The organism is Yoonia sp. SDW83-1 (assembly GCF_046762885.1).
Taxonomy (GTDB): domain Bacteria; phylum Pseudomonadota; class Alphaproteobacteria; order Rhodobacterales; family Rhodobacteraceae; genus Yoonia.
The window spans coordinates 177267-193619 of record NZ_JBKQXO010000004.1 but is presented as its reverse complement, the minus strand read 5'-3'; the positions used below and the strand labels follow the sequence as shown (position 1 = coordinate 193619).

The 16353-nt window shown below is 57.8% G+C and carries 17 protein-coding genes; 7 read left to right on the top strand and 10 right to left on the bottom strand.

Annotated features, from left to right (window positions below; genetic code table 11):
* Window positions 1–10: 10 nt before the first annotated feature.
* The 5 genes from lnt to miaB all read right to left on the bottom strand — a co-directional run bounded on the left by lnt (window position 11) and on the right by miaB (window position 5439).
* Window positions 11–1507, bottom strand: a complete 1497-nt coding sequence (gene lnt / locus ACFWW4_RS06945) for an apolipoprotein N-acyltransferase (protein ID WP_411890170.1) — start codon at window positions 1505–1507, stop codon at window positions 11–13.
* Window positions 1500–2387 (bottom strand): CBS domain-containing protein, encoded by an 888-nt coding sequence (locus ACFWW4_RS06940; RefSeq protein ID WP_393930639.1) that lies wholly within the window; start codon window positions 2385–2387, stop codon window positions 1500–1502. The genes lnt and ACFWW4_RS06940 overlap by 8 nt, the downstream gene beginning before the upstream one ends.
* A 33-nt stretch (window positions 2388–2420) precedes the next feature.
* Window positions 2421–2909, bottom strand: coding sequence for an rRNA maturation RNase YbeY (ybeY, locus tag ACFWW4_RS06935; RefSeq protein ID WP_411890169.1), 489 nt, complete (start codon window positions 2907–2909; stop codon window positions 2421–2423).
* A 15-nt stretch (window positions 2910–2924) separates the two neighbouring features.
* On the bottom strand, window positions 2925–3944 hold the full coding sequence (locus ACFWW4_RS06930) for a PhoH family protein (protein WP_411890168.1): 1020 nt from the start codon (window positions 3942–3944) through the stop codon (window positions 2925–2927).
* A 184-nt stretch (window positions 3945–4128) separates the two neighbouring features.
* The gene (miaB, locus tag ACFWW4_RS06925) at window positions 4129–5439 is read right to left on the bottom strand and encodes a tRNA (N6-isopentenyl adenosine(37)-C2)-methylthiotransferase MiaB (protein WP_411890167.1); all 1311 of its coding nucleotides are present in this window, start codon (window positions 5437–5439) and stop codon (window positions 4129–4131) included.
* 111 nt (window positions 5440–5550) lie between these two features.
* Here miaB and ACFWW4_RS06920 point away from each other — a divergent pair, with 111 nt between their 5' ends.
* Complete coding sequence (locus tag ACFWW4_RS06920; protein ID WP_411890296.1) at window positions 5551–6402, top strand: hypothetical protein; 852 nt, start codon at window positions 5551–5553, stop codon at window positions 6400–6402.
* On the opposite strand, the gene ACFWW4_RS06915 is transcribed toward ACFWW4_RS06920, so the two are convergent.
* The 3 genes from ACFWW4_RS06915 to irrA all read right to left on the bottom strand — a co-directional run bounded on the left by ACFWW4_RS06915 (window position 6341) and on the right by irrA (window position 8195).
* The gene (locus ACFWW4_RS06915; protein WP_411890166.1) at window positions 6341–6886 is read right to left on the bottom strand and encodes an REP-associated tyrosine transposase; all 546 of its coding nucleotides are present in this window, start codon (window positions 6884–6886) and stop codon (window positions 6341–6343) included. The two genes, ACFWW4_RS06920 and ACFWW4_RS06915, sit on opposite strands and share 62 nt — an antisense overlap.
* 78 nt (window positions 6887–6964) lie before the next feature.
* Window positions 6965–7687, bottom strand: a complete 723-nt coding sequence (locus ACFWW4_RS06910) for a hypothetical protein (protein ID WP_393930629.1) — start codon at window positions 7685–7687, stop codon at window positions 6965–6967.
* Between the two features lie 91 nt (window positions 7688–7778).
* Window positions 7779–8195, bottom strand: a complete 417-nt coding sequence (gene irrA, locus ACFWW4_RS06905) for an iron response transcriptional regulator IrrA (protein WP_411890165.1) — start codon at window positions 8193–8195, stop codon at window positions 7779–7781.
* Window positions 8196–8353: 158 nt separating this feature from the next.
* Between irrA and fabA the strand changes: the two genes are divergently transcribed.
* The 4 genes from fabA (at window position 8354) to ACFWW4_RS06885 (ending at window position 12249) form a co-directional block, all read left to right on the top strand.
* A complete protein-coding gene (fabA, locus tag ACFWW4_RS06900; protein WP_411890164.1) occupies window positions 8354–8863 on the top strand; it encodes a bifunctional 3-hydroxydecanoyl-ACP dehydratase/trans-2-decenoyl-ACP isomerase in 510 nt (169 codons plus the stop codon).
* A gap of 112 nt (window positions 8864–8975) precedes the next feature.
* Window positions 8976–10157, top strand: a complete 1182-nt coding sequence (locus tag ACFWW4_RS06895) for a tetratricopeptide repeat protein (RefSeq protein ID WP_411890163.1) — start codon at window positions 8976–8978, stop codon at window positions 10155–10157.
* Between the two features lie 66 nt (window positions 10158–10223).
* Window positions 10224–11453 (top strand): beta-ketoacyl-ACP synthase I, encoded by a 1230-nt coding sequence (gene fabB / locus ACFWW4_RS06890; protein ID WP_411890162.1) that lies wholly within the window; start codon window positions 10224–10226, stop codon window positions 11451–11453.
* Window positions 11454–11457: 4 nt separating this feature from the next.
* On the top strand, window positions 11458–12249 hold the full coding sequence (locus tag ACFWW4_RS06885) for an enoyl-ACP reductase (protein WP_393930621.1): 792 nt from the start codon (window positions 11458–11460) through the stop codon (window positions 12247–12249).
* Window positions 12250–12447: 198 nt separating this feature from the next.
* Here the strand turns inward: ACFWW4_RS06885 and ACFWW4_RS06880 are convergent, their stop codons facing one another.
* The gene (locus ACFWW4_RS06880) at window positions 12448–14226 is read right to left on the bottom strand and encodes a hypothetical protein (protein WP_411890161.1); all 1779 of its coding nucleotides are present in this window, start codon (window positions 14224–14226) and stop codon (window positions 12448–12450) included.
* Between the two features lie 58 nt (window positions 14227–14284).
* Window positions 14285–14719, bottom strand: coding sequence for an FKBP-type peptidyl-prolyl cis-trans isomerase (locus ACFWW4_RS06875; protein ID WP_411890160.1), 435 nt, complete (start codon window positions 14717–14719; stop codon window positions 14285–14287).
* A gap of 131 nt (window positions 14720–14850) precedes the next feature.
* On the opposite strand from ACFWW4_RS06875, the gene ACFWW4_RS06870 reads away from it, so the two are divergent.
* A complete protein-coding gene (locus ACFWW4_RS06870; RefSeq protein WP_393930615.1) occupies window positions 14851–15528 on the top strand; it encodes a haloacid dehalogenase type II in 678 nt (225 codons plus the stop codon).
* Window positions 15528–16346, top strand: coding sequence for an alpha/beta fold hydrolase (locus tag ACFWW4_RS06865; RefSeq protein ID WP_411890159.1), 819 nt, complete (start codon window positions 15528–15530; stop codon window positions 16344–16346). Before ACFWW4_RS06870 ends, ACFWW4_RS06865 begins: the two co-directional genes overlap by 1 nt.
* Window positions 16347–16353: the final 7 nt, after the last annotated feature.

Here is a 16353-nt window from a genome sequence, read left to right as displayed (position 1 = left end):
GCAACTCGCGTCAATCGCTATTGCGACGCACCACCACATAGAGACCCAAGGTTAAGAAAATGAGCATCAGAAAGAACGGCCATTCACCCCAGCGCGCATAAGGCGTTACGGGTAGAGCTGCCGGTAGCGGCGAGTCGATGACGCCATCAATGCCTAGCGGTATTTCGGCTATGATCCGGCCGCGCGCATCGATCATCGCGCTGACCCCGGTGTTGGCCACCCGCACCATTGGCAATCCCTGCTCAATCGCGCGCAGACGCGCCTGTGCAAGATGCTGATAAGGTCCCGCTGCCTGCCCGAACCATGCGTCATTGGTGATCAGCAACAAAAGACGCGGCCGGTCGGGACCGCGATAAATCTCCTCAGCGAAGATGCCTTCATAACAGATCAGCGGCACAGCGCCGCCAATGCCTGGCAAATCGACCAACCCAGCATCCCGACCAGGAGCAAAGCCGCTGCCCATCGTGTCGGCCAAGCCAGTCAGCCCCATCGACCGCGCAAGCGCCCCACCGGGCATATACTCTCCGAACGGGACCAGATGCCTCTTGTCATAGATCTGGGCAATCTCTCCCTCAGGGTTCAATGCGATCAGACTATTGTAGAAACGTCCTTCCGTATCCCGCCGCTGGATACCAAAAACCAGCGGTGCCCCGCGGGCAGCATCCGCCAACAGGCTCAAATCATTCTCAATGAAGTTCAAAAGCGTCGGCACAGAGGTTTCGGGCCAGACAACCAGATCGGGGATGACCCCCGATTCAGTAAAGCTGACAAGGCGCTGCAGGAAGACATCCCGATATGCCGGATCCCATTTCAGATGCTGTGGGGCATTGGGTTGAGCGAGGCGCACAATTGGCGCGTCAGCGACCGGCGCAGGAGCGGGGCCTGCGCGAAGCCACAACCCCTCCGCCACGACGGTCGCAAGAACAATCGCGCCACTCCAACGGCGCGTCACCACCAGCGCAACACCCCATCCGGTCAATACGGTCACAATCGTCAGAAGATGTGGTCCGCCAAAGGCTGCCAGTTGCGCAATTGGCGTCGGGACCCAGATATGGCCCAAAAGCGCCCAGGGAAATCCGGTCAGGATCAGGGACCGTGTCGCTTCCGCCCACACCAGCCCCAGCGCAAGCATCAGCGCGCTCCGCGGTGCCAGACGAGCTGCACCATAAGCTGCGACCGCCCAGAAAAGACCCGCCCCCGCCGCCATGAGCGTCACTGCAAACGGGGCCATCCAGCCGTGACGCGCCACATCGACCAGAAACGGCTCAACGATCCAACGCAATGACAACGCGAAATAGCCAGCGCCAAAAGCCCAAGCTTGCAGGGCCGCCGCGCGGGTGGTTTGCGTCCCCTGATGGGCCAGCATCAAGGCCGCAATACCAATGATCGTCGCAGGCCAGATATCAAGTGGGGCTTGCCCCAAACCGGCCAGCACACCAAATGCACCCAACAGCGCCAACCGCATCCGTGCCGACATCGCGCCAAAGCGCGCAGGCAAATCAGGCATGTTTGGCGCCGGGCAAACGGACCCGCAGCCGCTTGATCCGGCGGGGATCGGCATCGACAACCTCGAATTCCGGGCCGTCGGGATGCATGATCACCTCGCCCCGGGCCGGCAGATGTCCGGCCAGCATGGTCGCCAAACCACCCAGCGTGTCGATCTCTTCCTCGTCGATCTCCTCATGGGCGGTCAGTTGCATCCCGATCTCGGCCTCGAAATCTTCCAGCTCGGTCCGGGCCTGCACCATGTAGACGCCCGGTTTTTCCATCACCCAGCTTTTAGCCTCTTCGATGTCATGTTCATCTTCAATCTCGCCCACGACCTGTTCGATCAGGTCTTCGATGGTGACCAGCCCGTCAGTGCCGCCATATTCGTCGATGACAAGAGCCATATGAATACGCTCAGCCTGCATTTTCTGCAGCAGCACACCCAGCGGCATCGACGGCGGCACAAACAATAGCGGGCGCAGCATGTCGGCCAGATCCATGTCCTTGCTGTCGCCATTGAACCCATGGCGCAGGGCAAAATCCTTGAGGTTGGCGATGCCAATGGGGGTGTCCAGCGTGCCGTCATAGACCGGCAACCGGGTAAGTCCGCTGTCGCGAAACACCTTGACCAGTTCGTCCTTGGTGGCGGTGACCGGCACCGCCACGATATCCGTCTTGGGAATCGCCACATCTTCGACGCGCATCCGGCGCAGGTTGAGCATGCCAAGCATGCTGCCTGCCGGTTTTACGGTCTGGCTCGGCGTGTCCTCGGGTGTTGCCGGGCTGGCTTCGGGCAATAACGCGTTACGCAATCGGGCAAAAATGCCCTGTTTCTGATCATTCTGGTCCGGAGGCGCGCTTTGCGCTGCCATAGATGGACCGTCGCCGGTATCGCCCATTTCATCCTATCTCATGCGGGCAAAATCGCCCGACTATTCACTATATGGGTCAGAAATACCCAATTTGCCAAGTATCTCTGTTTCCAACCCTTCCATCAAGGTGGCGTCGCGGTCACGCTCGTGGTCAAAACCCAGCAAATGAAGCGTGCCATGCACAAGTAAATGAATTGTGTGGTCCTGCAATGATTTGCCAGCAACAGCAGCCTCGCGCGCGCAAGTGTCATAGGCGATGGCAATGTCACCAAGCTCATCATCCTGCCCAGGCTGCGGGGCAAGCGGCATTTCGCCATCGACAGCTGCCGCCCGTTCATCAGACGGCCAACTCAACACGTTTGTGGCTTTCTGTTTTCCGCGAAAATCCGCATTCAGCGCGGCGATGCGCGCATCATCGCAGGCGAGAATACTGATTTCGAAAACCGATGGCTCCAGCCCCAGACGGGTCAGCGTGGCATCCGTTGCCATACGTGCCAAAGCATCAATATCGCCCCAGCGCATATCCTCAACAACGCAATCAACCGTCATACGGGGCCAGCTTGTTCAAGCCGTCTCATCTTTCTCATAGGCTTCGATAATCGCTGCCACCAACGGATGACGGACCACATCCTTTGATGTGAAGTAGTTAAAGCTGATCTTGGGGATATTTTTCAGCAACCGCTCCGCATCCCACAGCCCCGAATTCACGCCCCGCGGCAAATCAATCTGGGTGCGGTCGCCTGTGATCACCATGCGGCTGCCTTCACCCAGACGAGTCAAAAACATCTTCATCTGCATGGTGGTCGCATTCTGCGCCTCATCCAGCACAACAAAGGCGTTCGACAACGTGCGACCCCGCATGAAGGCCAATGGCGCAATCTCGATCACCTTCTCCTCCATCATCTTGGCGGCCTGCTTGCCCGGCAGAAAATCGTTCAGCGCGTCATAAAGAGGCTGCATGTAAGGATCGACCTTGTCCTTCATGTCACCGGGCAGATAACCCAGCTTCTCGCCCGCCTCGACCGCTGGACGGGACAGAATGATCTTGTCCACATGGCCGCTGATCAGCATGTTCACACCCACAGCCACCGCCAGATAGGTCTTGCCCGTCCCCGCAGGGCCAATGCCAAAAGCCAGTTCATTGTCAAACAGCGACTTCACATAAGCCTTTTGTGCATCGGTGCGCGGTTCAATCAGCTTCTTGCGGGTCTTGATTTCGACCCGCGCAATGGACGCATCGCCCTTGAACAACTCAATCTGATCACCATCGCGCGCGGGCCCTCGCACCGTTTCCGGCCCCATGCGCAATTCGCGATCAATATCACCGGGTTCCAGCGACCGTCCGGCCTCTAGCCGGGAATAAAGCGATTTCAGCACCTCCACTGCGTCCTGACGCGGTCCATCCTCGCCAATAACGGCAAGCTGATTGCCGCGCCGCAGGATCTGCACGCTTAGCTTGTCTTCGATGGTGGTAAGGTTGCGGTCATATTCGCCGCACAGGTCGATCAGCAGGAAATTGTCGGGAAATTCCAACAGGGATTCTGTGACATCTTCAGCGGGTGGGGTCAGGGCACCAGTGGCCAAACAGCTCTCCTTTGAGTCTCTATGCTAGGTATCGTGGCAAGACCAGCCGGACGACGCAAGCGTTGGTATGGAAATGTCACGCGTTTGAGATGAAAAACTCTGAATGCCCAGAAATTTTTCGCATCAGACTTTTCGAAAAGTCTGAACAAATTCCTTCGAAGGAATTTGGCACCTTCGGATAATGTCAGGTGATCAGCCGTCCTTTCAAAGAATTGGGGCTGTCTTCGACCACTTGTACGGCGCGAACCTGTCCTAATACCTCTGCCGGAGCATCAGCATAGACAGCATGCAGGTATTCGGATTTGCCAATCATCTGACCGGCCTCACGCCCCGCCTTTTCAAACAGCACCTTAACCTCCTGCCCGACCATTGCGGCCTGCGTCGCCCGTTGCTGCTCACGCAAAAGCGCCTGCAACCGCTGCAGGCGGTCATTCATCACATCCTCGGGCAGTTGCGGCTTTTCAGCAGCCGGGGTGCCCGGGCGGGTGGAGTATTTGAACGAATAGGCCTGTCCATAATGCACGTCACGCACCAGTTGCATGGTGTCTTCGAAGTCATCATCAGTTTCACCGGGGAAACCAACGATAAAATCTCCCGACAGCAGAATATCGGGGCGAGCGGCGCGGATGCGTTCAATCAGCCGGATATAGCTGTCGGCGGTATGCTTGCGGTTCATAGCCTTCAGAATCCGATCAGAGCCAGACTGCACCGGCAGATGCAGATAAGGCATCAGCTTGCCGCAGGTCCCATGTGCGTCAATCAGCGCATCATCCATGTCGTTGGGATGGCTGGTGGTAAAGCGGATGCGTTCCAGTCCGTCGATCTTGTCCAACTGCCAGATCAACCCGGCAAGCCCCTGATCGTGGCCGTGATAAGCATTCACATTCTGGCCGAGCAAGGTAATCTCGCGCACGCCCGCATCGACCAGTTCCTGCGCCTCGCGCAGGATGCGATCAGCCGGGCGCGATACCTCTGCTCCGCGGGTGTAGGGGACCACGCAAAAGGCGCAGAATTTGTCGCAGCCTTCCTGTACGGTCAAAAATGCCGTTGGGCCACGCTTGGCCTTGCTGCGCGCCTTCAGCGTGTCAAACTTGTCATCTTCTGGGAAATCGGTGTCGAGCGCCTTGGCGCCTGTCTGGATCGCATCATCCATCGCTGGCAAGCGGTGATAGCTTTGCGGCCCCACCACCAGATCGACAAGCGGCTGACGGCGCATGATCTCTTCGCCTTCGGCCTGTGCGACACAGCCCGCCACGCCGATTTTCAGATCGGGCTTTTCCGCCTTCAGATCCTTGAAGCGTCCCAGTTCGGAATAGACCTTTTCTGCCGCCTTTTCGCGGATATGGCAGGTATTCAGCAGGATCATATCCGCATCATCGGGGCTTTGCGTTTCCACATATCCCTTGCCACCCAACGCCTCGGCCATGCGTTCGCTGTCATAAACATTCATCTGACAACCATAGGTCTTGATATACAGCTTTTTCGGCGCGGACATGTGCGGGCTCATTATCGGGGTGAATTGCAGGCCTTCTAGCCGCTTGGGGGGATGCTTGCAATGCAAGGCAAATTAACCGAATTTGCGCCCACCCCTGATAACCCGGACCCGATGCATTATCTCAACCTGCCCGCTCTGATCAACGACCTTAAGCGTAGCCCGCCCGCCGGGCCAATTGCGCTGGTTTTGGTCGAGGACGATATAGAGGTCCAGAGCACGATCACCCATCTGCAAAAGGCGGGCTTTGCGCGGGTCATCACCTTTGCGCCGTCTGACATGGCTTTGCCAGAGGACATTGACCGGGTTGACCATCCCGTCCTCACGGATGCGGCTTTGCCTGAGATCGTGAACGCCGTTATGGCAGCTGTGCCCGATATCTGGCTACATTACTGCTACAACGCGGAATATCTTTTCTATCCGTTTTGCGAACATCGCAGGGTGGGCGAGATGACAACCTTCGCGATGGAGGAACGGCGCGATAGCATCCTGACCTATGTGGTCGATCTTTATGCAGGCGACCTGCGAAATGCTCCGCTGGCAGTGGCGCGTGACGATGCGTTTCTGGACCGGTCAGGCTATTACGCATTGGCCCGGACCAATGAAACTGGTGCGGTACTGGAACGGCAGATGGATTTCTACGGTGGCCTGCGCTGGCGGTTCGAGGAACACGTCCCCTACCACCGCCGCCGCATCGACAGAGTCTCGCTTTTTCGGGCGGTGCCAGGGTTAAAAATGCTGCCGGACCGGCTGTTTAATGTGCCGGAATACAACACCTTTGCCTGTCCATGGCATAACAACCTGACGGCTGCAGTATGTTCATTCCGCACAGCCAAGGCGCTGAAACGCAATCCGGGCAGCCGGTATCAGATCGAAAGCTTTCACTGGCAGAATTCGGTCCGGTTCAACTGGCAATCGCAGCAGCTTTTTGACCTCGGACTAATGGAACCGGGCCAATGGTTTTGAGGGGTGATGGGTCAAGACCCATCTTACGGTGTTGCAACGATGAATAGGGCCATTCACCGGGGCGCTTGACCAGACCGGCATGGACCGGCGCAGATGCAATCACATGCATATGCAGGTCGAAATCCTGCTCATCGCGGATGACATGCTCCCAGAACCGGCGCTGCCATATCCCCTTTTCCCCTCGTTTTGAATGGCTGGGTGCGACATGGTCAGGGGCCGGGACATGCCGGGAAAATGTGGATTTGATCAGCCGCCAACGCTTGGAAAATGCTGCATCATCGGGCGGCAATGTCCAGATCATGTGCAGCTTGCTTGGCAGGATAACAGCGCCCGCAATCTCGAACGGCCAGCGTTTCATGCAAAGCCGCGTGGCATTGCGCAAAAGATCAATACGTGCGGTCAGCAGATCAGAATTCTGGTCCTGCAACCGAACGGTAAAGAAATAGGTGCCACCGGGGACATATCGCCGTCTGTAATGGGTCATCCGGTAAATCTGCGCGGTCAGGGTTAATGGGACGTAAACAGACGCCACATCGTAAGATGGGTTTCAACCCATCCTTCGCTACGCTTTGGGCAACTCCGCATCGTCAATCGCCAGCGCCTGCGCGCCAGTGAGATTGGCCAGGGCAATATCGGCCCTGCCCTTCACCAGCCAGGACACGCCAAAAGCCCAGATGCCGATCGCCTCGAACACCAGGACCGCCTTGGTATCCACAACCAATTGCTGTGCTGCCCCGCTGCCATAAATCTTGATCGCCGACGCCGCTGCAATCGCCACCAACATCACGATAATCACCCAGCCGCAGGCCAGGTAAATCGGACGCCGTCGTTTCTTGGCCGTGCGCGCGAATTTATAGCAAAAATGGGCAAGACAGCTGAAAAACACCAACGCAGACAGATAGTGCAACATCGGATGCGTACCGAGCATCACCCCCGCCTCGCGCAGGATCACCAGCTTCTCTTCCGGCCCCTCGTTCGGGAAAAGCGCCACACCAAAGGCAGAAAGGCCCGCCACGGTGGCCACCCAGTTGTCATCGAATAATTCACCATCCTGCAGCTGATACCCCCGATAGGAGATCAGGAAGACACCGATGGCACACAAGGTGCCCACAAAGATGTCGCGATAGACGGTATGATAGAAGTCGCTGATGGATGGCTCGATACTGCGGTCATAAATTAGCCCGCCAACAATCAGCACAACCGGCAGGAAAATGCCCAGCAATCCAAGTGCCGTGCGCACCCGGTAGAACGATAGAACCATTTCATCGCGTTTTTGTTCAACCATTGGTCAGCCCCAGTGCCCGTTGCGCGAAACGATGGGGCGAAAAATCCAATGATTCAAGGTCTGTAAATCCTGACCCGGATCGGGGCGTGACCTATTTGCGTCGCAGGCGGATCACAACATCGACCGATGCAATCTCGGCCCCGTTCGGCGCTTGCGGGACGCGCGTGATCTCAAGCTGATCGGCAGGTGCGTCAGTCAGGCTGGCATCGTCTTCCCAATAAAAATGCGGGTGGTCGGTCATGTTGGTGTCGAAATAACTTTTCGAGCCGTCCACAGTAATCTCGCGCACCAACCCTGCATCGCAGAAGGCCCGCAGCGTATTGTAGACCGTCGCAAGCGATACTTTCTCGCCCGCATGGGACGCTGCATCAAACAGGCTTTCGGCTGTGACATGGCGATCTTGTCCATCACCGATCAAAAGGCCTGCAAGCGTCATGCGTTGTCGGGTCGGTCGAAGCCCGGCCCCTGCCAACCAGTCTGCGCTGCGCTGTGTTTCAATCTCTGTCATGGTCGCCCAAATGCTGCCTATCCCTTAATATGGGGGAAATGTGCCCCGGATCAATTGCAAATCGTTCTCAATTCTTCAAATACGGCGCAGACTTGCCCTCATAAACCCCGCAATGCTAGAGGTCGGCGACCGTAGCAGCCAAGAATGAGACCCGTAAGATGGCGGAATACCCCAGCAGCTTTGACAAAGAGGACCTGCTCAAATGTGCGCGGGGTGAACTTTTCGGCCCCGGCAACGCCCAATTGCCCGCACCGCCCATGCTGATGATGGACCGGATCACCGACATTTCCGGCGATGGCGGCGCGCATGGCAAGGGCCATGTGCTGGCCGAATTCGACATCACGCCAGACCTTTGGTTCTTTGACTGCCACTTTCCCGGCAATCCGATCATGCCCGGCTGTCTTGGTCTTGACGGGCTGTGGCAGTTGACCGGTTTCAACCTGGGCTGGCGCGGCTGGCAGGGGCGCGGCTATGCACTCGGCGTGGGCGAGGTCAAGCTGACCGGCATGGTCCGCCCGGATCGTAAGATGCTGACATACAAGATCGATTTCACCAAAGCGATCCAGACCCGCCGCCTGACGATGGGCGTGGCTGACGGCATCGTTGAGGCGGATGGCGAGGTGATCTATCAGGTCAAGGACATGAAAGTGGCTTTATCCGAGAGTTGAGACGGCTGACCCCTAGCCGGTGAGTAATTCAATTCTTCTACCCAAGGTCGTCATTGTTACGCATAATCTTTGCGATTGGCGGCCAACTAACAAGATACTTGGGAAACAAAATTTGAGAACTCTTCTGATACCCGTCTGGGTGCTGTTCATCGGAATCGCGCTGATTACACTATATTTTTCGCCGATCGGTAAAAGCTTTCTTGCGTCACCTTGCTATAGTGACGGTGCCGCCACTGATGAGGCAATTGCTGATTGCACGCTCATACTTGGCGCCGACAACAAATCCGACTCTGCTCGCGCAGCGGCACTCGTGCGTCGGGCCGAACTTTATCGCGCTGAGGGTCAAATTGCGGACGCATACGACGACCTGTATTACGCAGCCCGGCTCACAGATGAACGTCAAGTCAGACTGCAAATGGTTGATGTCGCGATCGCGGGTCAAGGTTACAGCCGAGCGCGGAACACGCTTTCGGATTTGATCATAAGCGATACCAATGATTTGGAGGCGCGTTACAAGCGCGCGCTGGTTCATGCGCGTTTTCTCGATAAACTCGACGAAGCGAAAGTTGACTTGGACTTTGTGTTGAAGGCAGAACCTGAGAATGCTGAAGCCTTGGCGTTATCAGGCCTTGTGTCAGAGCGGCTTATGCTGGATGCGCTGGCACTCGAGAGATATGAAGCGGCACTTGCCATTGCACCTAACAACGAACTTGCCACCGAACGGGCGGTGGTACTACGCGAGGAACTGGCCGACAGCCGTGAAAAGGCGTCTGTCTTCGCCGGGGTGGGAGGCCGTGAAATCCCAAGTATAAGACTGGGTCTGGCCCGAGGATTACGATTCTTGTCTTTGGGCGATACAGAGCGCGCCCTTGATGACATGAACCAAATCGTGGCGATCGAACCGTACCACTTCGAAGCCTTGTTCACCCGCATCAAAATCTACGATCTGATGGGCGAATACGATGGTGTTATCGCAGCAGCTGCGCCATTCTTCGCTACGGTAGAGTCTAGGGCCGAACGTTACATAAGATATGCGCGCGAAAAACCCGATGATGCCAAACTGGTTGTATCACGCGCCTACCTGATGCTGGGCAACGCCTATCAGCAAACTGGTCAGGCAGAACAAGCCGAACGAGCGTGGGGACAAGGTATCCAACACTGGGGTCGAGACGCCGTTTTCTTTTGGCAATTGAGATTGCAGGCAGCGGGCCTGTTCGAATTCGAACCAAGTGGCAACGGAACACCCCTACTGTGGAGTGGACTAGGCACTTGCGCGCAATCACCAAGTTGCTAGCCCCACCGCACTTGCCCCCTCGCCCTTGCTACCCTACACAACAAAAAAAGTGTTGAGGGATCCGCCATGCGCCGTGTCGTCATTACTGGATTGGGTATCGTCTCGCCCATTGGGAATAATGCAGCTGAGGCCACTGCTGCGCTGAAAGCCGGCAAATCGGGGATCGAAGCGAGCGCCGAGATGGCCGAACACGGGTTCCGTAGTCAAGTTGCGGGCACGCTCAAGATCGATGTGACCGAGCATGTGGACAAGCGGACATTGCGCTTCATGGGTCCGGGGGCCGCCTATGCGCATATTGCAATGCAGCAGGCGATTGCTGATGCCGGGCTGGGCGAGGATGTGATCTCGAACCCTCGCACCGGTCTGGTGGCCGGCTCCGGCGGCCCGTCCACGTCGGCCATGCTGACCGCGCATGAGGTTGTCAAAACCACCGGCGCGACCAAGCGAATCGGGCCATTTGCCGTGCCAAAATGCATGTCCTCCACGATCTCGGCGAACCTTTCAACGGCCTTTAAAATCAAGGGGATCAACTATTCGATCACCTCCGCCTGCTCAACCAGCCTGCACTGCATCGGCAATGCCGCCGAACAAATCATGATGGGCAAGCAGGATGTGATGTTCGCAGGCGGCGGCGAAGAGCTGGACTGGACCCTGTCCTGCCTGTTCGATGCGATGGGCGCGATGTCGTCGAAGTATAACGACACGCCGGAAAAGGCATCGCGCGCATTCGACGCCAACCGCGACGGTTTTGTCATCGCTGGCGGCGGCGGGATTGTCGTGCTGGAAAGCCTGGAGCACGCGCAGGCGCGCGGCGCCAAGATTTATGCCGAGGTGACAGGGTTTGCCGCCACATCGGACGGGCACGATATGGTTGCCCCGTCCGGCGAGGGCGGCGAACGGGCCATGCGGCTGGCGCTGGAAACCATCCCCGAGGGCAGAAAAGTCAGTTACATCAATGCACACGGCACCTCGACCCCCGTCGGTGACGTGGGCGAGGTTGAGGCCGTGCGCCGGGTCTTTGGCCAGGGTGCGACACCGCCGATCAGTTCGACCAAGTCGATGACCGGACACAGCCAAGGGGCCACCGGCGCGCAGGAGGCAATCTATTGCCTGCTGATGTTGCAGGATGATTTCATCGCACCATCCATCAATGTCGAAACGCTCGATCCCGCGCTTGATCCAGCTGAGATCGCGACGCAACTCGTTGAAAATGCAGGACTTGATACGGTGATGACCAATTCTTTCGGGTTTGGCGGCACCAACGGGTCCATGCTGCTTTCCAAATTCCAAGGATAGACCAATGACCATTTCGATGCAGGGAAAACGCGGCCTGATTATGGGCGTGGCCAATGAACGATCCATCGCATGGGGCATCGCCAAAGCGATGCACGAGGCCGGGGCAGAACTGGCGTTTTCGTATCAGGGCGAAGCATTTGGCAAGCGTCTGGAACCACTGGCGGAAAGCGTCGGATCGGACATCATGGTTGATGTGGACGTGACGGATGATGCCAGCATGGATGCGGCATTTGGGCTGCTCAAAGAGCGCTGGGGCAGGCTGGATTTTGTGGTCCATGCCATTGCTTTTTCGGATAAAAATGAGCTGACGGGCCGTTTCATCAACACAACGCGCGACAACTTCAAGACCTCTCTTGCGATCTCTTGCTATTCGTTCATCGATGTGGCCAAGCGGGCGTCGGAACTGATGCCGGATGGCGGCACGCTGCTGACACTGACCTATCAGGGATCGAACCGCGTCACCCCGTTTTATAACGTCATGGGGGTCGCCAAGGCCGCGCTGGAAAGTGCAACGCGCTATCTGGCTAACGACCTTGGCCCGCAGGGCATTCGGGTCAATGCGATCAGCCCCGGACCGATGAAAACCCTTGCTGGGGCAGCGATTGGCGGGGCGCGCCGGACCTATAAGCATACCGAACAAAACACGCCGCTGCGCGCCAATGCCACGCTTGAGGCGGTGGGTGGTACGGCTGTTTATCTGGCCTCGGATGCGGGCGCCTGCACCACGGGCGAGATCATTCGCGTAGATGGTGGTTTCCACGTTCTGGGGATGCCACAGCCCGATCATCTGGTCTGAGACCACGCAACGTTCGGTGGTCTTTTGAGGGGTGCGCAACACCCCTTTGATCCGAATCAGCGCGCGCGCCATTAATGCAGGGGTTTTCGTGGAAATGGCCTGTCGGCATCGCGTCGGCAAAACGTCGGACTTGCGTCGGACCCCTGGCGTGCATTTGGCCGGATTAACGCCCCGCGCGGTGCGAGTGTTAAGCCGCCGTTAGTATTCCAGATCGAAAGCCGCGACATCGAGCGGATGGTTGATACGCACATTCACCTGTTCGATCGGTCCACGCCGGAGCACCAGAACGGAGGATGGGTTGCCGTGGTAGTAATAGCTGACCTGATCCGAACCACCGTTTGTCCGCCCTGCAACGTGGAACCGTTGCAGCGGCAGCCCTTCAGCGTTAAGCGCAAAGACTACGATTGTGCTATCCTGATCGCGCCGCGATATACGTGCCCAGTCTTGGTCGCCAACGAGGCTTCGAAGCAGGGCGCCATCGACGGTCACCCGGTTGCCGGTCACTGATATCCCGGCAGGCAGTTGATCCAGCGTGAAGGTTTCGCGCGACAGCGCTGTCAGAATGTTCACAGCAACCTTGCCCGTGACCCGTTCGGGCGGTTGAGGGAAAGCATCCGGTTCGAAGCGGATCGACGTCGATCCCACCTCGTATATTTGCCAATCATCATGCGCGATATCGCGATTGGCCCGGCCAAAATCCATGTCGCCGGATCGCTCCATCCGGCCAAATTCACCCATAAATACATCGCTGACACGAGGTGGCAGGATGTATCTGACCGCATCCCTGTCCTGCCAGACGGACAAGACATTCTGGACCTCGCCCGCATCCCAGAGATCCGGCGTGTTGTCGGCTAGATACATCAGCTGTTGATCAATGATCTCGGACGGTTGTGAGAGATCGGGCAGATCGGCAATTTCGGCATTCGGTACAAAGACCGGCAGAACCAGATCGCGTGTCAGCGTCCGTGCCAGCCGAAAATCGGCAAGGTAGACATCAAGCGTGCCAATCTGGCCCTGAAAGCTGGAACGGGTGATCAACGCCGGCCCGCCATCCAGCAGACGCTCGGCCTGCTGCGCGGCATCGGGGGTATCGTCCAACGCGATGATATCCTCGATCGCTGTGCGAAATGCGTCGATATCAGCAACATCATTGCTTGTTTGTTTGATAGTTACAATCGGATGGCCGTTACCATCGCGCGCGCCCAGATCCACGGTCAGCATCCCGCCTTTGACCTGGCCGCCATCGGTGCGGTTGACCGTTACTTCGGCATATTGGGGCGTGATATCTGTAATCGTGACACGGTAGTCATCATAGGTCTGGGTCGCACCGATGCGTGGTGCAGGAAATGACAACACCCGCAGATCAGATGGCACCTTTAGCGCTACCTGCAAATTGGCCCTGAGGGGAATGGCGCTGCCAGCCTTATCCCGTCCGAGAATATCGACGCCATCATATTGATTGGCCCGTGCCATCAACACATTTTCATGAGGTGCATTCTGCGGCTGCACAGTCAGCGTCCGGCCGTCGGACAATTCGACGGATTCCCAACGCACGACATCACCGAAACGGTAGCGTAAAGGTTTTTTGAGATTGATCTCTTTGGGATCAAGGCTGTCTTCCCAAATGGCCCGCAGACTATCGATATAGTTTTCGGCAAAACTGTTCGGGTCGGCGTAATGACCGATGGTCGCCATATCGTGGGGATCGTAGCTGACCCCAACGGGCGGATAGGCCCGATCCAGCAGAAGCTTGCGGGTGGTGACATAGGCGAAGTTGGCGGCAAACAAATGCTCTTTCACATCTTGGTTTTCCACGGCGCGCATGCGGTCATGCAGCGGTTCGAGATCTGCGTAAAACGCTTCTTCGGCGTTATACGCATCGACCTGACTGGGTGGAGATGTGAATTGCAGTGAGGCCCAGGTCGCGGCCCCTGCCACGGCGAGCCCGGCCACGAGGCCGATAATCGTCTTCTTCAAGGGCGTCTTTCCTTTGCCGTCGACCCAACCTGGTCCGAACACTCGCTAACGACAAGTTCTAAGCCGCGTCGATCCCCATGATTTCGATGGCAAAGATCAGGTCCTTGCCCGCCAGCGGGTGGTTGGCGTCAAGCGTCACTTCTTCCTCGGTCACTTCGGCCACGGTCACCTGCACCACCTGCCCTTGCGGGGTTTGCATCTGCAGTTGCGTGCCGGGGTCAAGCGGGATGTTTTCGGGGATTTCGGAACGGGGCACGGCCTGCCGTGCGGCGGGGTTGCTGGCCCCATAGGCCTGATCGCAGGGCACCTCGACGGTTTTCTTGTCGCCCACCGCCATGCCGGGGATGGCCGCATCGAGGCCGGGGATGATCTGGCCGGAGCCGACCACGAATTCGAGCGGATCGCGCCCGTCGGAGCTGTCAAAGGTTTCCCCGTTTTTCAGCGTGCCTGTGTAGTTGATCCGGACGGTATCGCCTGCTTTGGCCTGGCTCATCGATATGCTCTTTTCATGCAAACTCTGGTTGCGCCGCACGCTACGCGCCCTGTCCTTTCATTGCAAACGGCTTTGCCCCCTTTTCCCCGACCTGTTGCCGTGACACGATGCCCATCAAGCAGGAGGGGTAAATGCCGATCACCACATGTGTTTTTGATGCCTATGGCACGTTGTTTGACGTGAACGCGGCGGCTGCACAGGCGGCTGAGGAACCGGCACATCAGGCCTTGGCCGCCGTCTGGCCCGCGCTGGCCCGTGATTGGCGGCTGAAGCAGCTACAATACACCTGGTTGCGTGCCGTCGCCGGTCAGCATTGCGATTTCTGGCAGGTCACGCAGGACGGTCTGGACTGGGCGATGGAGGCAAATGGATTGGCCGATGATGCCACCCGCGCCCGGTTGCTGGAACTGTATTGGGAACTGGCCGCCTACCGCGAAGTGCCCGCGATGTTGCAGACATTAAAGGATCGAGGCTTGACGACCGCGATCCTGTCGAATGGCTCACCTGATATGCTGGAGGGTGCCGTGTCATCTGCCGGGATTGGCGAAGTGCTGGATGCCGTGCTGTCGGTGCAGTCCGTTGGCGTCTTCAAACCGCATGACAAGGTCTATGATCTGGTCGGCGATCATTTCAGTTGTACCCGGTCGGAGGTTTTGTTCGTGTCATCGAACGGATGGGACGCGGCGGGCGCCGCCGGTTATGGCTTTCAGACGGTCTGGGTGAACCGGGCGGGCGAACCCATGGACCGGCTTTATGCCTCACCCACACATGTCTTGTCTGACCTGACCAAGATACCGGAGCTTGTCTGATGCCCTATTTTCAAAGCAACGATGGTGTGCCGCTGCACTATCTGGATGAGGGGGAAGGTCTGCCCGTGATCGCACTGGCCGGGCTGACCCGCAATGCAGCCGATTTCGATCACGTCGCCCCGCATTTGCCGGTCCGCCTGATCCGGCCTGACTATCGTGGTCGGGGCAAATCCGACTGGGCGGATTACACCACCTACACCATCCCGCAGGAAACGGAGGATGTTCTGGCGCTGATGGACTATCTGGGGTTGGACAAAGCCGCGATCCTTGGAACCTCGCGCGGGGGCCTGATCGCGATGATGCTCGCGGCCACGGCCAAGGACCGCCTGATCGGGGTCGCCCTGAACGATATTGGCCCCGAAATTTCGCCGGTAGGTCTCGAGATCATCAAGAATTACATCGGTCGCCCACCAGCGCAGAAAACTTATGCCGAAGCGGCCGAATTTCGGGCGCGCAATTGGGTTCATTTCAAGAACGTGCCACTGTCGCGCTGGCTGGCCGAGGTAAAGGCGCATTACGAGGAGACGCCGGATGGGCTGGTCCTGCGCTATGATCCCAAGCTGCGCGATGCGGTGCTGGAAGCGGGTGCACAACCGGCGCCGGACCTGTGGCCGCTCTTTGATGCGCTTCACGGTCTACCGCTCGCGTTGATCCGCGGGGCAAACTCGGACCTGCTGACCGCAGCCACGGCAGACAAGATGGAGGAACGTCGCGCGGATATGATCCGCGTCGATGTGCCGGGACGCGGCCATGTGCCGTTTCTGGATGAGCCCGAGGCGCTGGATGCCTTGCATCGCTGGCTGGAGAGACTTCATTGAATATCGA